21 protein-coding genes and 1 pseudogene are annotated in these 25222 nt (G+C 74.7%); 4 read left to right on the top strand and 18 right to left on the bottom strand.

The window, feature by feature from the left end; translation table 11 throughout:
* Window positions 1-120: 120 nt before the first annotated feature.
* The 3 genes from TK50_RS16365 to TK50_RS16355 all read right to left on the bottom strand — a co-directional run bounded on the left by TK50_RS16365 (window position 121) and on the right by TK50_RS16355 (window position 3264).
* Window positions 121-1698 (bottom strand): Na+/H+ antiporter, encoded by a 1578-nt coding sequence (locus TK50_RS16365; RefSeq protein ID WP_043963513.1) that lies wholly within the window; start codon window positions 1696-1698, stop codon window positions 121-123.
* A gap of 109 nt (window positions 1699-1807) precedes the next feature.
* A complete protein-coding gene (locus TK50_RS16360) occupies window positions 1808-2518 on the bottom strand; it encodes a glycosyltransferase family 2 protein (protein WP_043964734.1) in 711 nt (236 codons plus the stop codon).
* Complete coding sequence (locus TK50_RS16355; protein ID WP_229406264.1) at window positions 2515-3264, bottom strand: YdcF family protein; 750 nt, start codon at window positions 3262-3264, stop codon at window positions 2515-2517. Before TK50_RS16355 ends, TK50_RS16360 begins: the two co-directional genes overlap by 4 nt.
* Before the next feature lie 212 nt (window positions 3265-3476).
* On the opposite strand from TK50_RS16355, the gene TK50_RS16350 reads away from it, so the two are divergent.
* The gene (locus TK50_RS16350) at window positions 3477-5591 is read left to right on the top strand and encodes a cellulase family glycosylhydrolase (protein ID WP_422119932.1); all 2115 of its coding nucleotides are present in this window, start codon (window positions 3477-3479) and stop codon (window positions 5589-5591) included.
* Between the two features lie 99 nt (window positions 5592-5690).
* Here the strand turns inward: TK50_RS16350 and TK50_RS16345 are convergent, their stop codons facing one another.
* From TK50_RS16345 to TK50_RS16315, 7 genes are all read right to left on the bottom strand, one after another.
* Entirely contained in the window at window positions 5691-6293 is a 603-nt protein-coding gene (locus TK50_RS16345; RefSeq protein ID WP_144420259.1) for a hypothetical protein, read from the bottom strand.
* A gap of 30 nt (window positions 6294-6323) precedes the next feature.
* Window positions 6324-7517 carry an ABC transporter permease gene (locus TK50_RS16340; RefSeq protein ID WP_043963512.1) on the bottom strand — a complete coding sequence of 398 codons (1194 nt, stop codon included), beginning with the start codon at window positions 7515-7517 and terminating at the stop codon, window positions 6324-6326.
* A complete protein-coding gene (locus TK50_RS16335; RefSeq protein ID WP_043963511.1) occupies window positions 7514-8254 on the bottom strand; it encodes an ABC transporter ATP-binding protein in 741 nt (246 codons plus the stop codon). The genes TK50_RS16340 and TK50_RS16335 overlap by 4 nt, the downstream gene beginning before the upstream one ends.
* Window positions 8254-9489 (bottom strand): efflux RND transporter periplasmic adaptor subunit, encoded by a 1236-nt coding sequence (locus TK50_RS16330; protein WP_043963510.1) that lies wholly within the window; start codon window positions 9487-9489, stop codon window positions 8254-8256. The genes TK50_RS16335 and TK50_RS16330 overlap by 1 nt, the downstream gene beginning before the upstream one ends.
* A gap of 46 nt (window positions 9490-9535) precedes the next feature.
* A complete protein-coding gene (locus TK50_RS16325) occupies window positions 9536-11155 on the bottom strand; it encodes a sensor histidine kinase (RefSeq protein WP_229406268.1) in 1620 nt (539 codons plus the stop codon).
* Window positions 11152-11916, bottom strand: a complete 765-nt coding sequence (locus tag TK50_RS16320) for a response regulator transcription factor (RefSeq protein ID WP_043964726.1) — start codon at window positions 11914-11916, stop codon at window positions 11152-11154. Before TK50_RS16320 ends, TK50_RS16325 begins: the two co-directional genes overlap by 4 nt.
* A 70-nt stretch (window positions 11917-11986) precedes the next feature.
* On the bottom strand, window positions 11987-13249 hold the full coding sequence (locus tag TK50_RS16315; protein ID WP_043963509.1) for an efflux RND transporter periplasmic adaptor subunit: 1263 nt from the start codon (window positions 13247-13249) through the stop codon (window positions 11987-11989).
* A gap of 209 nt (window positions 13250-13458) precedes the next feature.
* Here TK50_RS16315 and TK50_RS16310 point away from each other — a divergent pair, with 209 nt between their 5' ends.
* Window positions 13459-14019 carry a hypothetical protein gene (locus TK50_RS16310; RefSeq protein WP_043963508.1) on the top strand — a complete coding sequence of 187 codons (561 nt, stop codon included), beginning with the start codon at window positions 13459-13461 and terminating at the stop codon, window positions 14017-14019.
* 49 nt (window positions 14020-14068) lie between these two features.
* On the opposite strand, the gene TK50_RS16305 is transcribed toward TK50_RS16310, so the two are convergent.
* From TK50_RS16305 to TK50_RS16285, 5 genes are all read right to left on the bottom strand, one after another.
* The gene (locus tag TK50_RS16305) at window positions 14069-14791 is read right to left on the bottom strand and encodes a hypothetical protein (RefSeq protein ID WP_043963507.1); all 723 of its coding nucleotides are present in this window, start codon (window positions 14789-14791) and stop codon (window positions 14069-14071) included.
* A gap of 124 nt (window positions 14792-14915) precedes the next feature.
* Entirely contained in the window at window positions 14916-16073 is a 1158-nt protein-coding gene (locus TK50_RS16300; protein ID WP_043963506.1) for a serine hydrolase domain-containing protein, read from the bottom strand.
* 3 nt (window positions 16074-16076) lie between these two features.
* Window positions 16077-16904, bottom strand: a complete 828-nt coding sequence (locus TK50_RS16295) for a carbohydrate ABC transporter permease (protein WP_043963505.1) — start codon at window positions 16902-16904, stop codon at window positions 16077-16079.
* On the bottom strand, window positions 16901-17860 hold the full coding sequence (locus tag TK50_RS16290; RefSeq protein WP_043963504.1) for a carbohydrate ABC transporter permease: 960 nt from the start codon (window positions 17858-17860) through the stop codon (window positions 16901-16903). Before TK50_RS16290 ends, TK50_RS16295 begins: the two co-directional genes overlap by 4 nt.
* Complete coding sequence (locus tag TK50_RS16285) at window positions 17857-19218, bottom strand: ABC transporter substrate-binding protein (RefSeq protein ID WP_043963503.1); 1362 nt, start codon at window positions 19216-19218, stop codon at window positions 17857-17859. Before TK50_RS16285 ends, TK50_RS16290 begins: the two co-directional genes overlap by 4 nt.
* 359 nt (window positions 19219-19577) lie before the next feature.
* On the opposite strand from TK50_RS16285, the gene TK50_RS16280 reads away from it, so the two are divergent.
* Entirely contained in the window at window positions 19578-20633 is a 1056-nt protein-coding gene (locus TK50_RS16280; protein WP_043963502.1) for a LacI family DNA-binding transcriptional regulator, read from the top strand.
* 66 nt (window positions 20634-20699) lie between these two features.
* Entirely contained in the window at window positions 20700-21647 is a 948-nt protein-coding gene (locus TK50_RS16275) for a glycoside hydrolase family 68 protein (protein WP_043963501.1), read from the top strand.
* A gap of 39 nt (window positions 21648-21686) precedes the next feature.
* Here TK50_RS16275 and TK50_RS16270 read toward each other — a convergent pair whose 3' ends face one another.
* From TK50_RS16270 to TK50_RS16260, 3 genes and pseudogenes are all read right to left on the bottom strand, one after another.
* Window positions 21687-23138 carry an MFS transporter gene (locus TK50_RS16270; RefSeq protein ID WP_199486080.1) on the bottom strand — a complete coding sequence of 484 codons (1452 nt, stop codon included), beginning with the start codon at window positions 23136-23138 and terminating at the stop codon, window positions 21687-21689.
* Window positions 23139-23292: 154 nt separating this feature from the next.
* Window positions 23293-24027: pseudogene (locus tag TK50_RS34930) on the bottom strand (thioesterase II family protein); the annotation flags it as partial.
* Between the two features lie 14 nt (window positions 24028-24041).
* Entirely contained in the window at window positions 24042-25139 is a 1098-nt protein-coding gene (locus tag TK50_RS16260) for a class II histone deacetylase (RefSeq protein ID WP_043963499.1), read from the bottom strand.
* Window positions 25140-25222: the final 83 nt, after the last annotated feature.

Raw genomic sequence — 25222 nt, 5'->3', positions numbered from 1 at the left:
ATCACGGGCAGATCCAGCAGTAGCGGCCGTCGCCCGCCGCGCACGCCGACCGGCCCGCCGGCTGCCGCGGCGCACCGTCCGGCCGCTCCGCCGAGGCCCGCGGCGTCGGGGCCGGACCGGTCACTCGGGCGTGGGCGGGCCCAGCAGGCGGATCTCCTCGATGTCGAGCGCGGCCTGCAGCTCGCGCAGCACCGTGTCGTCGATCTCGTTGGCGTTGCGCAGCCGGGTGATCTCGCGCCGCTTGCGGTCCAGGACCGCCAGCCGCAGCCGACGCTCCAGGTCGCGGGCCTGCTCGGCGGCTTCGCCCTGCTCGGCGGCGCGGATGTCGTCGAGGTGGTCCTGGTAGTCGACGCGGATCCGGTCGGCGACGTCCCGGTGCACGCCCAGCCCGTCGGCGACCTCCGGCAGCGCCGCCAGCCCGGCCTCGGTGGCCCGCAGGCGGGCCATCCGCACCTCGTCGGCGCGCTGCTGGTCGCCGACGAGGCCCGCCCAGCGGACCACGAGCGGGAGGGTGGTGCCCTGCACCAGCATGATCATGACGATCACCAGCGCCGTGCAGAAGATGATCAGGTCCCGCTCGTGGACGGGTTCCCCGGCCGGGGTGGTCAGCGGCACCGCGAGGGCCGCGGCCAGCGACACCGCGCCGCGGAAGCCGGCCCACCCGGCGGCCGTGCGGATCCGCCAGCCGACCCGCAGGGCCCGTTGCGACTTACGGCGGTCGACGAGTCGCAGCAGGTACGCCGACAGGTGCAGCCAGGCCATCCGGGTCGCCAGGACGGTGCCGGCGACCAGCACCGCGATGAGCAGCGCCTGACCCACCGACGTGCTGGTGACCCCACGCAGCGCCCGGGGGATCTGCATCCCGAGCAGCACGAACAGGCCCCCGTTGATCAGGAAGGTGGTGAGGTCCCAGAAGGCGTAGGCCAGCACCCGGGAGGGTGCCCGGATCACCCGGGGACCGGCGAAGGAGAGCACCAGGCCGGCGACCACCACCGCGAGCACCCCGCTGGCGTGCAGTTCCTCGGCGGCCAGGAACGCGACGAACGGCGTGAGCACGCTGAGCGCGCCCTCGCGCAGCGGGTCGTCGAGGCGGCGGCGGATCAGTACGACCACCACCCCGATCGCCAGCCCGGCCGCGACGCCGCCGAGGAACGACCCGCCGACGCGCTCGACGAGCGGCAGAGCCCCCGGCGGCGCCCCGCCGGTGATCAGGCCGAGCGCGACGGCGAACAGGACGAGCGCGGTGCCGTCGTTGATCAGGCTCTCCGCGCGCAGGACGGTGAGGAACCGGCGGGGCATCCGCTTGGCCAGGCCGGCGACCGCGGCGGCGTCGGTCGGGGCCAGCACCGCCCCCAGCACCCAGGCCGCCGGCCCCTCGACGCCGACCGCCTGGGCGACCAGCGCCACCGTCACCATCGTGACCGCGACCAGCCCCACGGCGAGCAGGGCGATGACGGTCAGGTTGGCGCGGATCTCCCGCAGGCTGATGGTGAGGCTCTCCCGGTAGAGGATCGCGGGCAGGAACAGCAGCAGCACCACGTCCGGTTCGAGCACCACGTCCGACAGCGGCGGGGCGAGCGCCAGCAGCGCGCCCATCCCGATGAGCAGGACCGGCGGGGCGACCCGGTAGCGCCCGCCGATGGTGGTGCCGACGAGCACGGTGGCCGCCAGCACCACGATCAGGACGAGCCCCTCCACGTCGACCCCTCCACGTCGTACGGCCGGTGCGGCCGCACCGCGTCGGTAGGCGCGCCGGCCCGCCCCCACATGGTTCTACGGCGGGCGCGGGCAGGAGGGGCGAACGGGCCTATCGGCGGGGACGGGACGGGGCGAGCAGCGCCGACGCGGCGAAGCGCAGCAGCGGCAGGTAGATCCGGGCGGAGTCGCGCAGCGCCCCGAAGTGCGAGGACGCGTTGTCCGCCAGGTAGGTGGTGGCGACGACGGTCTGCCGGACCGGGTGGCCGTCGCGTGCCGCGTGGAGCAGGACGTTCATCTCGTACTCGAAGCGTTCGCCGGGCACCGCGAGCAGCCAGTCGAGCAGGCCGCGCGGGTACGCCCGCAGGCCGGTCTGGGTGTCGTGGACCCCGACGCCGGTGGCGGCCCGGAACAGCAGCCCGGTGACGCCGTTGCCGATCCTGCTGCGCAGCGGCACCGTGCCGTCGAACCGGCGTACCCCCAGCACGATCGCGCCGTCGCCGCCGGGCAGGGCGCGGGCGACGCGCAGGATGTCGGCGACCCGATGCTGCCCGTCGGCGTCGGCGCAGACCACGTCGTGCCCGGGATAGGCCCGGGCGACGTGCCGGAATCCGGTCTTCAGGGCCGTGCCCTTGCCCCGGTTGGACCCGTGGCGCAGGACGTCGCCGCCGAGCCGGCGCGCCGCGTCGAGGACCGGGTCCGAGGCCGGGGAGCTGCCGTCGTCCACCACGACGACGGGCACGTCGGGGGCGGCGTCGCGCAGCTCGCCGAGGAGGTCGGGCAGCCGCTGTCCCGGCTCGTACACCGGCACGAGGACGATCATGGGGTCCGCCTGTTCTTCGTGACGGCGGTCGATCCGCCGGCGACGGTCCTGTACCCCGTCGGCGCGTCCGCGTCACCTCCCGTCGGCCGCCGAGCGGGGGGCCGCCCGCCCGGCGGGCCCCGGCGGGTGCCGCGGCGGGCCCGCCGCAGCAGCGCGACCATCGTCCGCTCGCGGCGCAGCAGGCCCGCCGGGTCGCGGACGCCGAGGAACCACAGCCGGCACGCGACGCGTACGGCACCCTCCGGCCACCATCCGGGCGCGGGTTCCCCACCGGTGGCGGGCACGTCGAGCAGCGCCCCGCCGCGCAGCCCGAGCGCCCGGCGGGCGAGGTAGCGGACCCGGGGCAGGTGCCAGGTGTGCGAGACGATGCCCAGCGGGTGGTGCCGGTCGAAGGCGTGGCCGGCGAGCAGCCCGTCGGCGGCGGTGCGCAGGAGGTTCTCCAGGGTGCTGCGTGAGCGGGTCTCAGTGCGCAGGTCGGCGTGCCGGTCGAGGCCGGCCGCGAGCGCCTCGCGGAGCATCAGGTCGGCCTCGCGCCACCCGGCCGGTGGCGGGGCGGCCCCCTCGGCGGCCTCGGCCCAGCCGCCGGTGAACACGATCCTCGGCCGCCGGCCCCGCTGGGCGGCGGCCGCGAAGGCCGCCTCGTTGGCGGCGACGTAGTCGCGGGCGGCCCGGACCCGCGCGAGGCTGGCCGGGGTGAGCGCCCAGGTCCCCCCGGCGGCGGGCAGCACGCCGCGCCCGAGGACCACGAGCACGGTGGCGGTCGGCGGCAGGTGCCCTCCCCTCTGCGACGTACCGGGCAAGCCTAGCCAGGCGTCGGGCCACCTGCGGCATAGCCGCTCACCGATTGACAAAGTTTGGGTTGCAAACTTAATCTGCCCGTCCGGCGGGCGTCACGTGCGCGTTCCCGACGCCCTGCCCACCCCCATCATGCGGCGGCATCTTCCCGGCAAGGAGTGTCATGATCGGCACACGAGGCACCACCCGACGGACCCGATGGCGGGTCGGCGCGTTCACCAGCGCGGTCACGATGCTGCTGGCCGCCGTCGGCGTCCTGGTCGCGGGCACCGCGCAGGCGGCGGCGGGCTGCGCGGTGACCTACCAGGTCAGCAGCCAGTGGCAGGGCGGGTTCGGCGCGAACGTGAGCGTGACCAACCTCGGCGACGCGATCAACGGCTGGCGCCTGACCTGGACGTTCCCCGCCGGGCAGCGGGTGACCCAGGCGTGGAACGCCACCGTCACCGCCGCCGGCGACGACGTCACCGCCGCCAACGTCGGCTACAACGCCGCCATCGCCACCAACGCGTCGGTCTCGTTCGGCTTCAACGGCTCGTGGTCCGGCACGAACCCGAGCCCCACCTCCTTCGCGCTCAACGGGGTCGCCTGCACCGGCGGCGTCGGCCCGACCACGGTCCCGCCGACCAGCACGCCCCCCACCACGCCGCCGCCGACCACTCCCCCGCCCACGACGCCCCCGCCGGCCGGCGACGCGATGGCGGCCGTGGCCGCGATGCAGCCCGGCTGGAACCTCGGCAACTCGCTCGACGCCGTCGGCGCCGACGAGACCGCCTGGGGCAACCCGCGCATCACCGAGGCGCTGCTGGACAACGTGAAGGCGCAGGGCTTCAAGAGCGTCCGCATCCCGGTCACCTGGAGCGCGCACCTGGGCAGCGCGCCCAACTACCCGATCGAGGCGGCGTACCTGAACCGGGTCAAGGAAGTGGTCGACTGGGCGCTCGCCGACGACCTCTACGTGATGATCAACATTCACCACGACTCGTGGCAGTGGATCAACACCATGCCCACCGACCGGACCACCGTGTTGGCCAAGTACAACGCCATCTGGACCCAGCTGGCGAGCACGTTCCGCGGCTCGTCGCCGAAACTGGTGTTCGAGAGCGTCAACGAGCCGCAGTTCACCGGCAGCTCCGGCGACGCCCAGAACGCCACCCTGCTGGCCGAGCTCAACACGTCGTTCCACCGCATCGTGCGCGCCTCCGGCGGCAACAACGCCACCCGCCTGCTGGTGCTGCCCACCCTGCACACGTCGTCGGAGCAGGCCCGCATCGACGAGCTGGTCGCCACGTTCAACGCGCTGAACGACCGCAACCTCATCGCGACCGTCCACTACTACGGCTACTGGCCCTTCAGCGTGAACGTCGCCGGGGGCACCCACTTCGACGCCACCACCCAGAAGGACCTCACCGACTCCTTCGACCGGGTGTACGACGCCTTCGTCGCCAAGGGCATCCCCGTCATCGTCGGCGAGTACGGCCTGCTCGGCTTCGACCGGCACACCGGCACCATCGAGCAGGGCGAGAAGCTGAAGTTCTTCGAGTACTTCGGCCACTACGCGCGGGCCAGGAAGCTCACCACCATGCTGTGGGACAACGGGCAGCACCTCGGCCGGACCTCGTTCCAGTGGAGCGACCCGGAGCTGATCGCCCAGATCAAGTCGAGCTGGACCACCCGCTCCGGCACCGCGTCGTCGGACCTGGTGTTCAACTCGAAGTCCAGCGCCATCAGCGCCAAGACGCTCACCCTGAACCTCAACGGCACCACGTTCCAGGGCCTGCGGCAGGGCAGCACCGACCTGGTCCAGGGCACCGACTACACCGTCAGCGGCAGCCAGCTCACCCTGACGGCGGCCGCGCTGACCCGGCTGACCGGCAGCCGGGCGTACGGGGTCAACGCGACCCTGCACGCGCGGTTCTCGGCGGGCGTGCCGTGGCGCATCAACATCATCACCTACGACCGGCCGGTCCTGGGCAACGCCACCGGCACCACCAGCGCGTTCACCATTCCGACCCAGTTCCGGGGCGACCAGCTCGCCACCATGGAGGCGAAGTACGCCGACGGCAGCAACGCCGGCCCGCACGACTGGACGTCGTTCAAGGAGTTCGACGTCACGTTCCAGCCCGACTACACCGGCAACTCCATCGCCCTGACCTCGGACTTCTTCGCCGCGGTCACCGACAACGCCCCGGTCACGCTCACCTTCCACTTCTGGAGCGGCGAGAAGGTCACGTACAAGGTGACCCGCTCGGGCAGCACCGTCACCGGCACCACCGCCTGAGACGATCGCACGGACACCGCGGGCCCGGTCCCGCCCACGAACGCCGTGGGCGGGACCGGGCCCCGCGCGTCGACCGCCACGGGCCGCAGGAGCCGCGGCTCAGCCGCCGGCGGTGACGGAGGTGGCGGTCATGGCGTTGTCCGTCAGCGCGCCGCCCTGCACGGTCACCTTCTGGCCGCGCTTGATCGCCGTCAGCTTGCTGGCCCGGGTGGTCCGCACGGCCGTGTCGTCGGTGGTGCGGACCGTGACCACGGTGCCGTCGACGGTCTCGACGTAGAGGGTGTCGCCGTCGACCAGCGTCACCGTGCCGGTGGTGGTGCCCGCCGTCGCGCCGGTCGCGGCGGCGCTCGGCTGGTCGCCGGGGCCCTGGCCGCGTCCCGAGCCGGCCGCCCCGTTGGCCAGACCCGCCGGGAACGGCCAGGACGGGACCGCGGCGCCCGCCGCCGGCTCGCCCCACCGCTGTTGCACCTGCACCCCGCCGCCGAAACCGGCGACGACGAGCACGAGCGCGCCCAGGACCAGGGTGCCCCGGTTCCACCACCGGCGCGGGGCGGCGGCGGCCAGCGCGGCGGTGAGGCCGTCGTCGGGTTCCGCCGCCACGGCCGGCGACGCGGCGCCGCGGTCGTCGTCCGGCTCCGCCGGCCCGCCCGGCGCCGTGGCGCCGCCGACCCGGGCGAAGACGACGGTGTCGCTGTTGTCCATGTCTGATCCTTGCCTGTCGGGCACGCTGGCCTACTCGTAGCGCAGGGCGTCGATGGGGCGCAGCCGGGCCGCCCGCGCCGCCGGCAGCCCGCCGAAGAAGAGTCCGATCGCGATGGAGACGCCGAGGGCCAGCGCGACGGAGCTGGGCACGATCACGGGCCGGACACCGACGATGGTGAACCGGGAGCCGAGCAGCGCGGCGGCCACCCCGAGCGCCCCGCCGAGGAGGCTCAGCAGGGTCGCCTCGATCAGGAACTGGGTCAGCACCGTCCGGCGACGGGCACCGAGCGCCTTGCGGATGCCGATCTCCCGCGTCCGTTCGGTGACGGTCACGAGCATGATGTTGGTGATCCCGATGCCGCCGACCAGGAGGCTGATCGCGGCGACCGCGCCGAGCAGGGTGGTGAAGGTGTCGGCCGTCTCGGTCTGGGTCTGCAACAGCTGCGCGGCGTTCTGGATCCGGTACGGCGCGCTGGCCGAACCGGTGGTGGGCAGCCGCTGGGCGAGCACCGTGGAGATCTGGGCCTGCACGGCGTCCACCTCGCCCGGGTCGGCCGCCTCGACGAGGATCGAGCTGATCGGCCCGTACCCGGTGAGCACCTCCCGCACGGCGCTCAGCGGCGCGACGGCGGTGTCGTTGGCGTCCTGGAAGCCGGTCGAGGACTTCGGCGCGAGCACCCCGACCACCGTGAACAGGGCCCCACCGGCGGTGACCTGCCGGCCGACCGGGTCGAGGCCGGCGAACAGCTCGTCGGCGACGGTCTGCCCGATGACGACCACCCGGCGGGCCTGCGCCTCGTCGTCGGCGGTGAACGCGGCCCCCGCGGCCACCGGCGAGTTGGACGCGGCGAACCAGCCCGGCCGGGTGCCCACGAACTGGGCGACCTCGTGCTCGGCCCCCTCGTAGGTCACCGTGGTGGAGGTGGTCGCCAGCGGGGACACCGAACGGACGCCGGGGGCGAGCACCGGGTCGGCGAGCGCGTCGGCGACCTCGACGGTCAGGCCGCCCGGCCCCGAGCCGCGGTTGGTGCCGGTCACGGTGAGGGTGTTGGTGCCCAGCGCCTCGATCCGGCTGGTGACGGCCTGCGCCGACCCGTTGCCGACGGCCACCAGCAGGATCACCGCGGCGACGCCGATGAGGATGCCCAGCATGGTCAGCGCCGAGCGCAGCTTGTTGGCGGCCACGCCGCGCAGGGCGAACCGGATCGTCTCGGTGACGGTCATCGGCCGGCCACCGCCGCGTGCCGGCCCGTGCGGTCCTGGCGCTCGTCGGAGCGGACCCGGCCGTCGAGGAGCCGGATCAGCCGCCGGGCGCGGTCGCCGACCTCCGGCTCGTGGGTGATCAGCACGATCGTCCTGCCAGCGGCGTTGAGCTGGTCGAACACCGCCAGGATGTCCTCGGTGGAGCGGCTGTCCAGGTTGCCGGTGGGCTCGTCGGCGAGCACCAGCGCGGGCTCGGTGACCAGCGCGCGGGCCACCGCGACGCGTTGCTGCTGCCCGCCGGAGAGCTGATTGGGGTGGTGGTCGGCGCGGTCGGCCAGCCCCACCGCGTCCAGCGCGGCGAGCGCCCGCCGCCGCCGCTGCCCCGCCCGCACGCCCGCGTACGCCAGCGGCAGCTCGACGTTGGCCACCGCGCTGGTGCGGGGGATGAGGTTGAACGCCTGGAAGACGAACCCGATGAGCCGGTTGCGCACGAGGGCGAGCTGGCGGTCCGCCAGGCGACCGACGTCGACGCCGTCGAGCAGGTAGCTGCCGCCGGAGGGCGCGTCGAGGCAGCCGATGATGTTCATCAGGGTGGACTTGCCGGACCCGGAGGATCCCATGATCGCCACGTAGTCGCCGGCGTCCACCGTCAACGACACCCCGCGCAGCGCGTGTACGGCGGCGGGGCCCTCGCCGTACACCTTGGTCAGCGCGCGGACGTCCAGGACCGGACGGCGCGGCGTGGTCCGGGGCTCCATCAGCGGGTCCCGGTGCCGGCCCGGGGGCCGCCCTGTCCCCCGGCGGGGAAACCGCCGCCGGGGAAGCCTCCGCCGCCGGGGAAGCGGCCCCCGCCGCCGGTCAGGCCGCCGCTGGTGCCGGAGGTGCTGGTCTCGGGCAGCACGACCCGCTCGCCCTCGGTGAGCCCGGAGGTGATCTCGTACGCCCGGTCGCCGGCCAGGCCGACCTGCACCCGCCGGGTCTCCTGGCCGGTGTCGGTGAGCACGGTGACGATCCGCCGGTCGCCGCTGCCGGTCACCGCGGCCGAGTTGACCAGCAGCACGTTCTCGGCCGTGCCGGTCACGACGGCCACCCGCACGGTCTGCCCCGGCCTGGCCCCGGCGGGCAGGTCGGCCACGTCGAGGGTGACCCCGTAGGTGACCACGCCGTTGGCGGTGGTGGCCTGCGGGTCGATCGCCCGCAGCTCGCCGGTGGCGGTGGCCCCGTCCAGGGCGTTCCAGGTGACGGTGGCCGGCTGACCGGCCTTGAGCCGGGTGGCGTCGGCCTCGGCGACCGCGGCGGTGACCTGGAGCTTCGACAGGTCGGCGAGGTCGACGAAGCCGGACGAGGTGCCGCCGGACGACCCGCCGGAGGCGGCCCCGGACGAACCGGAGCCCGACGAACCCGACGAACCCGAGCCCGAGGAGCCGGAACCCGACGAGCCGCCGGACGGGCCGCCGACGGTGCCGTTGACGGCGACCACGGTGCCGGCCATCGGCGCGGTGAGCCGGGTGCCCTCCACCGCGGCCTCGGCCTCGTCGACGGCCAGCTCGGCCTGGGTCACCTCGTTCTCCGCCGTGGAGGTGTCGGAGCCGGCGTCCCGCGCCCGGTCCAGCGCGTCCTCGGCGGCGTCCAGGTTCGCCCGGGCCACCTTGAGGTCGCGTCGGGCGTCGGCCGGGTCGACCTCGGCGAGCAGCTGCCCCTTGCGTACCTTCTGACCGACGGTCACCGCGACCGAGGTGACCGTCCCGGCCGTGGCGAAGGTGGCGGTGGCGGTGGCGGCGCTCTCCAGCGAGCCGTCCGCCGTGACCGTCGCGGTCACCGTGCCCCGGGAGACCTGGACCGTCCGGGTGCCGCCGGTCGTCCCGGCCCGCGCCGACGCGTCGCCGCGCACGGACAGCCAGGCCCAGGTGCCGCCGCCGACCAGCATCAGGGTCAGGACGGCGTTGACCGCCACGGTGGGCCGGCGCAGGGCCGCCGGCAGGCGTGCACGCATGGAGGGGATCCTGGCGGCCCTGCCTCGGAGGATCTTCGACGTCACCTCATAGCTGGCTCGGAGTCGGCGGCGGCGCGTCGGGGACCGGCCGCGCCGGCCGGTCGCCCTCCGCCGGGGAGCCGGCGACGGGCAGCAGTACGCGGAAGGCGGTGCCCGCCCCGGGGCCGCTGTGCAGCTCGATCCAGCCGCCGTGGGCGTGCACGATCGACGCCGCGATGGACAGGCCGAGCCCGGAGCCGCCGCCGTCGCCCCGGCCCCGGCTCGCATCGGCCCGGTAGAGCCGCTCGAAGACCCGGGTGGCGTGCTCGGCGGGGATGCCCGGGCCATCGTCGTGCACCTCCAGCACGGCCAGACCGCCGGTGGGCGGTGCGGGCGCCGGCCCGGACCGGACCACCACGCCGCCCCGGGCCGGCGCGGGCGGCGGGCCGGCCACGGCGGCGGGCAGCCGGCCGATGCGGACGGTCACCCGCGCCCCCGGCCCGGTGTGCTGCATGGCGTTGCCGACCAGGTTCGCCGCGACCTGGCGCAGCCGGTGCTCGTCGCCGAGCACGGTCGGCGGCTCGAACGTCTCGTCGTCCTCGGTGAGCGTGGTCAGCCGGACCCGCCGTCCCGGGGCCCGGGCGTGCGCGTCGCGGATGGTGTCGGCGGCGACCTCCAGCACGTCGACCGGGCGCAGCACCGGGGCGCGGTGCCGGTCCAGCCGGGCGAGCAGCAGCAGGTCCTCGACGAGCACCCCCATCCGGGCGGCCTCGGCCTCGATCCGGCCCATCGCCTCGTCCAGGGCCGGTCCGGGCGGGGCGCCGCCCCGGCGGTACAGCTCGGCGAAGCCCCGGATCGAGGTCAGCGGGGTGCGCAGCTCGTGCGAGGCGTCGGCGACGAACTGGCGCAGCCGGCGGTCGGCCGCGGCGCGGGCGGTCATCTCCGTGCCGATCCGGTCCAGCATGAGGTTAACCGCCGCGCCGAGGCGGCCGGGCTCGGTGTGCGGGTCGGTGTCGTGCAGCCGGCGGGCCAGGTCGCCGCCGGTGATGCCCGCGACGACGCGTTCCATCCTGGTCAACGGGCTCAGCCCGAGGCGGACCACGAAGGCGGCGAGCAGGCCCAGCACGATCAGGACGCTGCCGGTCACCGCGACGTCGATCACCACGAGCCGGTCGACGGTCCGCTCCGCCTCGGCCAGGGACGCGCCGAGCACCACGACCTCCCCGCCGTCGCCGACCGGGACCGCCAGCAGCCGCCACGCGCCCCCGTCGCCGGCCACGGTGTACGGGCGGCCGGTCCGGGCCCGCGCCGCGACCTCGGCCAGCGGGCCGGGATCGGGCGCGGCGGCCGACGGCGTGCTGCTGCGGTCGGGGTCCCGGGTGCCGTCGGCCCGGTAGTGGACGACCAGTTGGTCCGGCCCGAGGCGCGCGAACCGGCCGGGGTTGCGCGGCCCGCCGGTGGTCGCGCCCCCGGCCGGGAACCCGGAGGCGGCGCGCGGGGCGTCGGTGAAGGGGCGGGCCAGCCCGGTGAGCTGCTGGTCGACCCGCTGCACCAGGTATCCGCGCAGCAGCACCAGCCCGGCGGCGTTCGCCCCCAGCAGGGCCAGGGTGGCGAGGATTCCGACGAGGAGGACCAGCCGGGACCGCAGCGTCCAGTGCGCCCAGGGGCGGATCGGCCGCCGGCTCACTCGTCGCCGCGCGGCAGCCGCAGCGTGTAACCCACGCCGCGCACGGTGTGGATCAGCGGCGGCCCAAGCTTGTCGATCTTGCGACGCAGGTAGTAGACGTAGGACTCGACGATGCGCCCGTCCCCGCCGAAGTCGTAGTTCCAGACCCGGTCGAGGATCTGCGCCTTGCTGACCACCCGGCCGGCGTTGGTGAGCAGGTAGCGCAGCAGCCGGAACTCCGTCGGCGACAGGTCGACCGGACGACCGGCCCGGCGCACCTCGTGCGCGTCGTCGTCGAGTTCCAGGTCGGCGTAGCGCAGGACGGCCGGGGGCGGGGGCACGGGCGGCGCGGCCACGGGCTGCTCCGGGTGGCTGCGCCGCAGGATGGCCCGGATGCGCAGCACCACCTCCTCGAGGCTGAACGGCTTGGCCACGTAGTCGTCCGCGCCGACGACCAGCCCGGTCACCCGGTCCTCGACGGTGTCCCGCGCGGTGAGGAAGAGCACCGGCACCGGCCGGCCGGCCGCGCGCAGCCGGCGGGCGACCTCGAAGCCGTCCACGTCGGGCAGCATCACGTCGAGGACCACGAGGTGCGGGTCGAACTCCTCGACCAGGGCCAGCGCCGCCCGGCCGCTGGCGGCCACCCGGGTCTCGTACGAGACGAGCCCCAGGGTGACCGCGAGCAGCGTGGAGATGTTCGGTTCGTCGTCGACCACGAGGACCCGCGCGGCGCAGGCGCCGTCGACGGCCGTGGCGGCCCGTCCGGTGGGTGGCCGGAGAATGTCGGTTCGCACCACCACTGCCTACCGGAGGCTGCTCCACGCGCCCTGTGCGGAAGCTGTGTCCCCGCTGTCACCAGGAGCGGAGCACCAGCTCACCGGTGGTGAGGCCGGAGGTCACCTCGGTGAACCGGCCACCCCGCAGCCCGACGGTGACGGTGCGCGGCGTGCCCTCGACGCCGACGCGGACGGTGCCGGTCCCGCCGGCGACGTCGCGTACGGCCGTGGACGGCACCCGCACCGCGTCCGCCACCGCCGCGGTCTCGACGGTCACCGCGGCGCTCTGCCCGACGAGCAGGTCCTGCGGCGCCTCGGTGAAGGAGAGCACGACGCCGTAGCGGACCAGGCTGCCGTCGCTGACGCCGACCGGGTCGACCTGGACGACGGTCGCCGGGAAGGTGCGGTCGGGTCGGTCGGGGAGGGTGAGCGTCGCCTGCTGCCCGACGGCCAGGGCCACGGCGTCGGCCTCGGGGAACCTGGCCTCGACCTGCATCGCGAACGTGTCGGCGAGGGTGATGAAGGTGCTGCCCCGGCCGACCTCGCTGCCCACCTTCCCGGCGACGGACAGGACGGTGCCGGCGATCGGCGCGGTGATCGTGGTGCCGGCCAGCGTCTCCCGCGCCTCGGCGAGACTCGCCTCGGCCTGGTTGACCCGGCGCTGGGCCTGCAGGATCGGGTCGGCGGCGGCGCCGGCCGCGCCGCCGCCGGCGCAGGTGCCGCCCGGGGCGGGCGCGGTCGGGCCGGACGCGGACGGGCGGGCCGACCGGCCGCCGGTGGCCGTCGGCGCGGGCGTCGACCTGGTGGCCGTCGGCGCCGGGGAGGCGGTCGCGGAGCTGGCGGAGGCACCGGGAGTCGGCGCGGTCGCGGTGGCCGAGCGCAGGGCGACCGGTCGTACGCCGGCACCGGTCGGGCAGTCCGCCGCCCCGTCGGCCGTGTCCTCGCGGGCCCGGGCGAGCGCGTCCCGCGCCTCGGTCAGGTCATCCTCGGCCTCGTCCACCGCCTCGGCGGCCGTCGCGGCGTCGTCGTCGGCGACCGCGGCCAACCGCTGTCCCGCCCGCACCACGTCGCCCGGCCGCACCGAGATGGTCTGCACCGTGCCGACGACGGAGAAGCCCAGGGCGCGGGTGGTCGCCGGCGCCACGGTGCCCGAGGTGGCCACCTCGACGGCGACGGGGCCCCGGTCGACGGCCACGGTAGCCGGGCGGGCGGGCGTCGGATCGGCGCTCGTGGTCAGCAGCCACGCGCCGCCGGCCACGAGCAGGAGCAGGGCGGCGCCGCCCGCCACGACCCGACGAGCACGCCGGGTGCGCCACCGTCGGTTCAGGCCGTCTCCCATGGGCGGCCAGTCTGCCCACCACGGCTCGGCACCGGCTCGGCCTCAGCTCGGAGTTGCCTGGGAACGCCCCGGCCCGGCGGGTTGCCGCGCCGACGAGCCGTCGCCGTGGTGCGGCGCGGACTCCGAGGCAACTCCGAGCCGGGACCGAGCGGCCGGTGAGGTGGGCCCGGTTACCTGGACGGGCCCCGGAGAAGGTTGAGGAGTTTCCCATGTCGTTGTCTGGAAGAGGCCGGCTGCTCGCGACCGCGCTGACCGTCGTCGCGTTGGCGCTGTCGACCGCATGCGCCGGCACGGACGACGCGGCGGCCCCGACCGGCGACAACGGGCAGGGCGGCCAGAACGCCTTCGCCGCCTACCGGGACTGCCTGCAGGACAACGGCGTCACCCTGCCCTCGGGCGGCGCGCGGCCGTCCGGCTTCCCGACGGCCCGGCCGTCCGACTTCCCCAGCGCGCGTCCCTCGGCCCGACCGGACGCCTCGGCGGGCGCGAGACGCGGCGGACCGGGCATGGGACGCCCCGACGGCGTCGACGAGGCCACGTGGGAGAAGGCGCAGCAGGCGTGCGCCTCGGTGCGGCCCAGTGGCGGCCCGGGCGCCCGGCCGGGTGGCTCCGGCGCGCCGGGGGGTGGGCAGGACGACGGTCGCCGCGCCGCCTACCGCACCTGCCTGAGCAACCGGGGCGTCGACCCCGCCGACATCGACTCCGGCGACCCGAAGACGACCGAGGCGCTGGCCGCGTGCGCGGCGGTCAGCCCGTCACCGGCGTCCTGAGCCGCCGCCTCCCGGCCTCCTGACCGCCCGGCGCGCCCCCGCCGGGCGGTCAGGAGAAGCGTTCGACGGTGACGGGCAGCAGCCCGGCCATCCGCAGCGTGGTGGTCAGCTCCCGCAGCATCGGCCGGACGGTGTCGTCCCGCCCGCCGGCCAGCTCGGCGGTCAGGTCCAGGCACCACGGCCCGCCCGCGCCGATGCGGCGCAGGTGCCAGGTGAACGCGTCGTCGCCGACGCGCCGGCGGGCGACGCCGAGCACCCGGGCCGCGGGGTCGGCCGCGTCGCCCGTGACGGTCATCCGCCACGTGGCGCGCAGGTGCGCCAGGCCGTCCGGCCCCAGCGCGTCGGCGAACAGGACCCGGTAGACCCGGGTCTCGGCGAACCCGGCCGCGCTACGGCCGGGTGCCAGCGGCAGCGGTGCCGTGGCCAACGGGGTCGAGTCGTGGAAGTGGCCACGCAGCGTCGCCTCGTCGGGCAGCTCGCCGCCGCCGAGCTCGCGATAGGTGGCCGCCGCCGCGCGGCGGGGCACGGCGACGACCCGGCTGCGCAGGGCGGCGTCGAGGCGCATGGTCCGGCTGAAGTCCGCCGAGCTCCACCAGCCGCCGTCCTGCGGGGTCCACGCGGCGCTGTGCAGGCGCACCGCCGAGTGGTCCGCCGCGAACACGAACTCCTCGACGACCACGCCCTCCGGCCGGCCGCGCGGCTCACCGCCGGCCGGGCCCGGATGGACCAGGTGGTAGTCCAGGGCGGCCGGCCCACCCTCCCCCACGCTCATCGCGCCATTGTGGACCTCGCGGCCGCCCCGTCCGGGCCGACCCGCCGCCCGGCACCCGACGGGATCGGCGGGGGGGCGACGGATCGGGCCGGACGGCGTCCGCATCGCCGTACCCGGTGCAGGGTCAGCCCTCCAGGCACCGGCGCACGGCGGCGACCAGCCGGTCGCCCCGCTCGTCGTCCACCCCGCCCATCTGGTTGACCACGTACGCGAAGCCCACCTCGTGGGCGTCGTCGCCGAAGGCCACGTGGCCGCCCGCGCCGTCGTGGCCGAAGCTGCGTGCGCCCAGCAGCGGCCGGGCCGGCGGGGAGTCCAGCAGGAAGCCGGTCCCCCAGCGCTGCCCCCCGTCCGGCGGCCCGTAGCGCTGCTGGCCCCAGACCCGGGGCGTGGTCGCGTCGTCGACCGACGCGGCGGTGAGCAGGCGTGGGCCGCTGCCGACGTCGGACACGGCGGCGGCGTAGAGCCGGGCCAGGCCCTCGGCGGTGCTGACCGCGCCGGCCCCCGGGATCCCGGCAGCCTGGATGACCGGGTCGTTGAAGCTGACCAGGCCCTCGTCGTCGGCCGGGAAGGGATAGGCGCCGTTCATGGTCAGCCCCCGCTCGGCGACCGGGTCCGGGGCCGGCACCGCGCCGGCCGGCGGTGCCAGCATCCAGGCCACCGCGGCACGGTCGGCGTCGGGAAGGCCGATCCAGGTACGCAGGCCGAGCGGGTCGGCGAGCGCGGCGCGGAAGAACGCGCCGGGCAGTTGCCCGGTGACCCGGCGGATCACCTCGCCGACCAGCCAGCCGTAGGTCATCGCGTGGTAGCTGTGCGCGGTGCCCGGCGGCCAGAGCGGCGGCTGCGCCTCGATCGCCTCGATCACCGGCGTCCAGGCGACCACGTCCGCGCGGGTCAGCGGCCGGTCCAGGGCCGGCAGGCCGGCCTGGTGGGTGAACAGCCAGCGCACCGGGATCCCGTCCTTGCCGTGCTGGCCGAACTCGGGCCAGTACCGGGTGACGGGGGCGTCCAGGTCGAGGCGGCCCTGCTGCACCAGCAGGTACGCGCAGACCGCCAGGATCCCCTTGGTGCAGGAGAAGACGACCGCCGGGGTGTCGGCGGCCCACGGGCGGCCGGAGCGCGGGTCGGCGAGCCCGCCGTACAGGTCGACGACCTTGCGGCCCCGCACGTAGAGGGCGACCGCGGCGCCCACGTCGCCGCGCGCGGTGAAGTTGTCCCGGAAGACGTCGACGACCGGGCCGAAGCCCTCGTCGGCGTCGCCGTGGACCGGTGCAGGCGTCGTCACGCGCTATCCCTTCAGCGATCCCTGGATGAGGGCCTTGATGAACTGGCGTTGGAAGATCAGGAACACGATGAGGGTGGGGGTGAGGATGAGCAGGGAGCCGGCGCACAGCAGCACCAGATCCGTCCCCCACTGCCCCTGGAACGCCCCGAGCGCGCCGGCCATGGTGCGTTTCGTGGCGTCGTCGACGAGCACGATGGCGAGCAGGAACTGGTTCCAGGTCCACAGGAACAGCAGGATGGTCAGCGACGCGATGGCGGGCCGGGCCAGCGGCACGTGGACGCGCCAGAACAACTGCCAGGTGTTGCTGCCGTCGACCCGCGCCGCCTCGGAGAGTTCCTTGGGCACGGTGGCGAAGTGCGCCCGCATCCAGAACACCGAGAACGGCATGTACAGGCCGATCAGCGGCAGGATGATCGCCCACCGGGTGTTGAGCAGGCCGAGGTCGCGCATCTGGTAGTACAGCGGGGTGACCACGGCCTCGAACGGCAGGGTCAGGCCGAGCAGGAGCAGGCCGAAGGCGATCCGGCCGCCGGGCACCCGCAGGTGTCCCAGCCCGAAGCCGGCCATCGTGGCGATGACCACGCCGATCGGCACGACCCCGACGACGATCAGCAGGCTGGAGCGCAGCAGCGCGCCCATGTTGGCGGCGGTGAACGCGTCGGCGAAGTTGCCCCACTGCGGGTCCGCCGGCCAGGCCAGTCCGGTGGGGACGGTGCCGCGCGGCTGCAACGCCGCCGACAGCATGCTCAAGAACGGCAGCAGCGTGACGACGACCAGCGCGATCAGGAAGATCCGGCCGGTCAGTCGCTCGCTGCGGCTGGTGAGGTTCATGCCTTGTCCTCCCGGGTCAGCCGCTGGATCGGCAGCACGCAGGCCAGCACCAGCACCATGAGCACCACCGCCAGCGCGGAGGCCAGCCCGACCTGCCGCTGGGAGAAGGCGAGCCGGTAGATCTCCAGCCCGGGCACGGTGGTCTGGATGCCGGGGCCGCCGCTGGTGGAGATGTAGACGATGTCGAAGCTGGCCAGGGCGGCGATGATGGTCACGGTCAGGCAGACGCCGACCTCCTGGCGCAGGCTCGGCAGGGTGACGGCGAAGAACTCCCGCACCGGTCCGGCGCCGTCGATGCGGGCCGCCTCGTACAGCGCCGGGTCGATCTTGCTCATGCCGGTGACGAGCAGGATCGTGCACAGGCCGAGCATCACCCAGGTGCCGATCACGCCCACCGCGGGCAGCGCCGTGTCGAACTCGCCGAGCCAGGCCCGGGTGACCCCGCCCAGGCCGACCGCCCGCAGCACCTGGTTGACCAGGCCGTCGGTGGACAGCAGCCAGCTCCACGCGATGCCGGCCGCGACGAGGGGGATCACCTGCGGCAGGAACAGCACGGTACGCACCACGGTGCCGAACGCGCCGCCGCTCATCCGGCGCACGAGGCTGGCGACCAGCAGCCCGAGGGCGACCGGGACGAAGCTGAAGAAGACGATCAGGACGAACGCGTTCCCGATGATCTTCAACAGGTCGCTGTCGGTGAACACGGTCAGGTAGTTGGTCAGCCCGACCCACTCGGCCTGGCCGATGCCGTTCCAGCGGTACAGCGAGTACTGCATCGTGAGCAGCAGCGGGCGCAGCACGAAGAACCCGTACATGAGCAGGGCCGGCAGGACCCACAGCCAGCCGAGCCACCCGGCCGTGCGGCCCCGCCGCCTCCGGCGGGGCCGCACGGGTGACTGCCGGTCCGCGCCGCCGGCCGGGACACCGGCGGCGGTGCCGCCGACGGCAGCGGTCATCGGGACAGTTCCTTCTCGTACTCGGCCTGGACCGCCTTCACGTACCCCTCGGGGGTCTGCTGCCCGGCGATCAGCTTCTGCAGCTCGGGGGTGATCGCCGCGGCGAAGATGCCGCCGGTGGCGTTCGCGGTGAAGTCGACCGCGCCGTTCTCCGCGCCGAGCTGCTGCGACGCCTTGAGCGTCTCGGCCAGCACGGTGCCCTCGGCGACGGGCGGCAGGGGCAGGTCGGCGGGGCCGCCGGGGCTGGAGCCGCCGACCTTCACGGAGATCTCCCGGGCCTTGGCGTCGGTGTGCGCCCAGTTCAGGAAGTACGCGGCGGCGTCCGGGTTCTTGGCCCGGGCACCGATGCCGAAGGTGTTCGGCGCGGACATCGCCACGTGCTTGCCGCCGGCGGCCTCGGTCGGGAACAGGAAGAAGCCCGCGTTGCCGGCCATGTTCTTGTCGAGGTTGCCCGACTCCCAGTCACCGTTGAACATGAACAGGCCGCCGCCCTTGGAGAAGTCGCCGACCATGGTGGCGTAGTCCAGGGCGTTGGCGTCCTTGGTGAAGTAGCCCGCCTTGGCCCACCGCTGGATGGTCTCGGTGGCCTTCAGCGCGGCGGGGGTGTCGAAGGTGGCGCCGGGCTTCTGGAAGATCCAGTCCGCGATCTGGGCGGGGTCGCCGAACTGGTTCTGCAACGCCTGGTGCGGGAAGTTGATGCCCGCGGTGTTCTTGTTGAACTGCACGATCGGCTGCACGCCGGCGGCCTTGGCCTTGGCCAGCAGCTCCTCGAACTCGGCGACGGTGGCCGGGGGCTCGGTCATGCCGACCTGCTGGGCCAGCTTCTTGTTGTAGAACACCCCGGTCACGCTGTAGCCGAGGCCCAGCCCGTACAGCGAGCCCGAGCCGCGCACCTTGCCGCCGTCGGCCAGCCGGAGCTGGACGAGCTGCGAGGCGGGGAACTTGTCCCAGCCGTAGGCCGCGACGTAGGGGTCGAGGTTCTTCAGCAGGTCGTCCTTGACCAGGTCGACCATGGTGGGCAGGCGGATGATGTCGGGCGCGTTGTCCGAGGCGAGCACCCGGGGCGCGTTCTCCGTGATCACCGTGAACTGGTCCTCGCGGATGTTGAACTTCACATTCGGGTGCTGCTTGGTGAACTCGTCGGCCAGCGCCTTGACCAGCGGGAAGCCGGTCTCCGCGTACAGCTCCAGGGTGATCGGCCCGGTGCCGAGTTCGGTGCTGACGGGTGCGTCGGACCCGGTCGACGACGGCTGGTCCGACCCTGGTGCGCTACACGCGCTCATCACCAGGCCGGCGGCCAGGGCCGGCACCAGCAGTGCCAGGCCGCGCCGCGAGAACCTGGTCGAGAAATCCGGCACGTCAACCACTCCTTGATGTCACGCCGCGTCACGCCGCCCGGCGGGCCGGCGCGCACCGGCCCCGACCGTGTCGTGCCGGGACCGGGCGACCCGCCCTGCGGGTCGCGACCGAGCCGGTCGACATGATCACGGGGAGGGTCGAGGTGCCCTTCCGCACGACCAAACGGCGTAGCTAAAATGATTTAGCAGAGCATGCGCGCGGTGCTCCGAACCTGTCAAGGACGAGTTCGCAACGACTCGGAAACGGCCGGTTCACATGTCCCGCGGCCCGTCACCCACCCGCCGGGGTGGCCCTCGTGACCCGCGCATGATGATGTGACGTGGCGGCGCCGGACGCGTCGCGGTGATTCGGAGGAGTCATGGGCCGCAACAGAGCAACCCTGGCCGATGTCGCGCGGCTGGCCGGACTGTCGAAGACGGCCGCCTCGATGGTGCTCAACGGGCGGGAGGGGACCCGGCTGTCCGCCGAGGCCCACCAACGCGTCTTCGCCGCCGCCGAGGAGCTCGGGTACCGGCCCAACATGGCCGCGCGCAGCCTGCGCACCCGCAAGACGGCCACCATCGCGTTCGTCTCCGACATCGTCGCCACCACCCGGTTCGCCGGCGACCTGATCCGGGGCGCGCTGGACGCCGCCCGGGAACGGGACCACGTGCTGCTGATCACCGAGACCCAGGGCGACGCGGCGTTCGAGCGGTACGCCATCGAGGCGATGCTCGACCGCCAGGTCGACGGCGTCGTCTACGCGGCGATGGCCACCCGCCGGCTCACGGTGCCCCCCGCCATCCTCGGCGGCCCGGTGGTGCTGCTCAACGCCGTCAGCCCGGACGAGCTGCCCTGCGTGCTGCCGGACGACGAGCAGGCGGCGGTCGCCGTCACCGAGGCCCTGCTCGCACACGGCCACCGCGACCGCATCGCGTTGATCGGCCGCAACCGCCTCAAGGAGGGTGATCCGGAGGTCTCCATCGCCGCGCCGGCCCGCCTGCGCGGGATCCGCGCCGCCCTCGCCGCGGCCGACGTCGGCCTGCTCGCCGAGTGCTTCTGCGCGGAGTGGCTGCCGGAGCACGGGTACGCCGCCATGCGCACCCTGCTGTCCCGCTCGCCCCGGCCGACGGCGGTCGTCTGCATGAACGACCGGCTGGCGTTCGGGGCGTACCAGGCGCTCGGCGAGGCCGGCCTGGCCATCCCCGACGACATCTCCGTCGTCTCGTTCGACGACGATCCCATCGCCGCCTGGCTGCGCCCCGGCCTGACCACCGCCGCCCTGCCGCACGAGCGGATGGGTCGCCGCGCCGTGGAGCTCGTGCTCGACGGGGGCGCGGCCGGGCCGTCGTACGTCCCCATGCCGCTGCGTCGCCGCCGGTCCGTCGCCGCGCCGGCCGCCGACGTCCCGGCGCCCCGGCGGCCCCCGGCGTAGGCCGGCGAGCGCCGCCACCGCCGGCCAAGGTAGTTGCTAAACCGATTCACTGGTAGGTTGCCGGCCATGCTGCGATTGCCGGACCACTGGGTGTGGGACAGCTGGTACGTCCAGGACGACGACGGCCGGTGGCACGTGTTCTTCCTGCGCGCCTCCCGGGCCCTGCACGACCCCGAGCGCCGCCACCACCGGGCGTCGATCGGCCACGCCGTCTCCACCGACCTGCGCTCCTGGACCCTGCTCCCCGACGCGCTCGTGCCCGCCGACGCGCCCGCCTGGGACGACCTGGCCACCTGGACCGGCTGCACCCTCCGCGGCCCCGACGGGCGGTGGCACCTGTACTACACCGGCGTCGGACGCGCCGAGGGCGGCCTCGTCCAACGCGTCGGCCTGGCCGTCTCCGACGACCTGACCACCTGGCACCGGCACGGCGACGGCCCCGTCGTGGAGGCCGACCCGACCTGGTACGAGCTGCTCGACCGGGACGCGTGGTACGAGCAGGCCTGGCGCGACCCCTGGGTCTTCGCCGACCCCGACGGCGACGGCTGGCACATGCTCGTCACCGCCCGCGCCAACCGGGGCCCCACAGGCGGCCGGGGCGTCATCGGGCACGCCACCTCGCCCGACCTGGTCACCTGGACCGTCCGGCCGCCGCTGTCCGCGCCCGCCGGGTTCGGTCACCTCGAGGTGCCGCAGGTCGCCGTCGTCGACAGCCGGCCCATCCTGCTGTTCTGCACCAACGCCGTCGCGGACCCGCGCCTGCGCGACCACCGGATCTGGGTGGCGGACGCGCCGAGCGTGCGCGGCCCCTGGGACGTGGCCGCCGCGCGCCCCGTCCCGCACCCGCACCTGTACGCGCCCCGCCTGGTCCCCGACGGCGACCGGGGGTGGGCGCTCATCGGCTTCCTCGACCGGGTCGACGGCGCGTTCGTCGGTGAACTCACCGACCCCGTGCCGTTCCGCCTCCCGGAGGCCGACCCGTCACCCGCCGGGACGGCTGCCACCGGGCGGTAGCCGTCCCGGCGGGCGGTGACCCGCCGGGACGGCCGGCCGTCAGGAGGCCGCCTGCGCCGGCACGGCGTCGTCCGCGCCGGCCTCGGCGTCGCCGGCCGGGCGGTCACGGACCATGGTCAGCACCGCCACCGCGAGCAGGACCGTGATCACGGTGCTGATCGCCCCGACGAGGTTGAGCCCGCCGGTGAAGGCGTCCCGGGCGGCGGCCAGTAGCGCCGCGCCCGCGTCGCCGGGCAACTGCTGCGCCGCGGCGACGGCCGCGGCAAGGGTGTCGCCCGCGGCCGAGCCCTCGGGGGCGGTGAACTGGCTGCGGTAGACGATCGCGCCGACGCTGCCGAGCACGGCGACGCCGAGCGCCATGCCCAGCTCGGTGCTGGTCTCCGACACGGCGGACGCGGAGCCCGCCTGCTCGGGGGGCGCCGACCCGACGACGATGTCGGTGCCCAACGCGATGAGCGGGCCGCCACCGGCGTAGACGAGCAGGAAGCCGACCACCAGCTGGGTGAGGCCGCCCTGGCTGTCGAGCAGGGCGAGCATCAGGTGCCCGACCGCCGAGACCGCCAGGCCGGCGGCCACCACCCGGGCCGGCGCGATCTTCCCCGCCAGCACCGGCGACAGCATGGACGTGACGATCAACGCGAGCGCCGCCGGCAGCAGCCAGAGCCCGGCCCGCAGCGGCGAGAGCCCGACGACGAGTTGCAGGTACTGCGTCACGAACAGGTACGTCCCGCCGGCGATGAGCATGCTGAACAGCATCGCCACGAGGGCCGTGGCCAGCGGGCGGTTGCGGAACAGCCGCAGGTCGATCAGCGGGCTGGCCAGGGCACGCTGCCGGCGGACGAAGAACACCCCGACGACCAGGCCGGCGACGACGGCGAGCAGCGGCAGCGGGCCCGCGTCGTCCTTGGCCAGCTCCTTCAGGCCGTAGATGATCGGCAGGATCGCGGCCAGGGACAACGCCACGCTGGCCAGGTCGAGCCGGCCGGCGTCGGCGTCCCGGTACTCCGGCAGCAGCCGCGGCCCGGCCACCAGCAGCACGGCCATGATCGGCACGTTGAGCAGGAACACCGAGCCCCACCAGAAGTACTCCAGCAGCGCGCCCCCGACGACGGGGCCGAGCGCGACACCGACGGAGAACATGGTGACCCAGACCGCGATGGCGACGCCCCGCTGGCGCGCGTCCTGGAACATGTTGCTGATCAGCGCGAGGGTGGAGGGCATCAGGGTGGCCCCGGCGACGCCCAGGGCGGCGCGCGAGGCGATCAGCATGGCCGGCGTGTCGGCGTACGCGGCGACCACGGAGGCCACGCCGAACGCGGCGGCACCGATCAGCAGCAGCCGCCGCCGGCCGATCCGGTCACCGAGGGTCCCCATGGTGACCAGGAACCCGGCGATCATGAAGCCGTAGATGTCGATGATCCACAGCATCTGCGGGGCGCTGGGCAACAGGCTCTCGCTGATGTGCGGCACCGCGAGGTGCAGGACGCTCATGTCGATGGAGAGCAGGAGCGTCGGCAGCGCCAGCACTGCCAGGCCGAGCCATTCCCGGGGGCCCGCCCGGTGCTGCGGTTCGATCGTGGTGCTCAATGTGGATCCTTTCTTGATGTGTCGCCGGACGGGGGAAACAGTGGGTCGTCAGGTGCGTGACCACCGCCTCGGCGACGTATGGCTCGTACAGGTAGAAGTGGCCGCCGGTGAACATCCGGCGGGCGAAGGGCCCCGTCGTCTCCAGCGACCACAGGTGCAGCCGGTCGGCGACGACGATCGGGTCGTCCGCCGCGCCCAACGACAGGATCGGCACGCCGGTGCCGGTTGCCGGCCGCTCGTAGGTCTCCATGGCCTCCAGGTCGGCGCGGATCGCGGCCAGCGCGGGTCGCACGAGGTCCGCCCGGTACAGCAGGTCGGGGGCGATGCCGCCGATGTCCACCAGGTGTTCCAGCAGCTCGGCGTCGGTGCGCCGGTGCCCGTACGGCGGTTCGCTGGGGAAGCAGGGCGGCTGCCGGGCCGACACGACGAGGTGCCGCGGCGGCAGTCCCGCCCGCTCCATCGCCCGGGTCAGCTCGTAGCCGAGCACGCTGCCGAAGCTGTGCCCGACGATCGCGTACGGCAGGGGCTCCCGCTCGGCGAGCGCCCGGGCGAGGCCGTCGACGAGCGGCTCGACCCGCCGCAGCGGCGGCTCGGCGGCGCGCAGGCCCCGGCCGGGCAGCTGGGCGACCAGGAACTCGACCCCGGCGGGGACGACCCGCGTCCAGGACCGGAACGCCGAGGGCCAGCCGCCGGCGTGCGGCAGCGCCACCAGCCGCGCCCACGGGGCGTCCGGCTCCGCCCCGCCGGCCGCCGGACGCGGCCGGCCACCCACCTTCAGCAACCAGGGGTTCATCGTCTGCGTCGTCCTCACGCCAGCAACGGATGGTGGGTTTCGAGGTGGGCGAGCACGCGGTTCTGGTGCGGTCGCAGACGCTGCCCCGGCAGGTGCTCCAGCGAGTGCAGGAAGGGATCGGGCGGCTCCGGCAGGCCCGCGAGCGCCGACGCGACGGCCAGCACCAGGGTCGGCTGGTACCACGCCGAGTAGCCGCCCTCGTGGGCCAGGACGATCCGCCCGCCGGTCAGCTCGTCGGCGAGGGCGCACATCCGGGCCGTCATGGCGTGGAAGGTTCGGCTGGTGCACATCATCCGGCCCATCGGGTCGTGGCCGCCCGCGTCGAGGCCGGCCGCCACGAGGATCAGCTCCGGGCCGAAGGCGCGGGCCGCCGGCTCGACCAGCCGGGTCAGCGCCGCCAGGTACGCCTCGTGCCCCGAGCCGGCCGGCAGCGGCACGTTGAGGGTGCGCCCCGCCCCCGCCCCCTCCCCCGTCTCGGTGACCAGGCCCGAGGCGGGCGGGAACAGCCCCTCCTGGTGGATCGAGACGTAGAGGACGTCCGGGTCGGTGTAGAAGGTGCGCTGGATGCCGTTGCCGTGGTGCACGTCCCAGTCGAGCACCAGCACCCGGCGTACGCCGTGCCGCTGGGCCGCCCGCGCGGCGATCGCCACGTTGTTGTAGAGGCAGAGGGCCATCGCCCGGTCGGGCTCGGCGTGGTGCCCGGGCGGCCGGACGAGGCAGTACGCCCGGTCGTGCCGCCCGTCGAGCACGGCTTCGGTGGCCTGCACGCAGGCGCCCACGGCCACCCGGGCGGCGTGGGCGCTGTGGTGGTTGACGTGCGCGTACACCCCGGCGTCGCCGGCACCGAGCGCGGAGGCGGCCTCGACGCGGTCGACGTGCTCGCGGGTGTGCACGAGCAGCAGGTCGTCGTCGCCGGCCGGTGCGGGGGTGACCTGGGTGTAGTGGTCCAGCACCCCGGCCATCCGCACCAGTCCCTCGGCGCGGCGCAGGTCGGGGTCGACGGCGAACTGGCGCAGGGGTTCGATGCCCGGGCCGACCGGCAGGTAGCCCGACCCCTGGCCGGGGTCGTGCCAGAAGCAGACCTCGTGGCTGTACCAGGCGAGATTCGGCATGTGCGACGTCCTTGGCGCTCGGGTCAAAGGGGTGGTCGGGGCCGCGACGCCGACGGGGGGGTGTCGACGCCGCGGCCCGCTCG

This window comes from Micromonospora haikouensis, from assembly GCF_000876225.1.
Lineage (GTDB): Bacteria > Actinomycetota > Actinomycetes > Mycobacteriales > Micromonosporaceae > Micromonospora > Micromonospora haikouensis.
The sequence above is the reverse complement of the archived record's forward strand: the minus strand, read 5'-3'. Positions and strand labels throughout refer to the sequence as shown.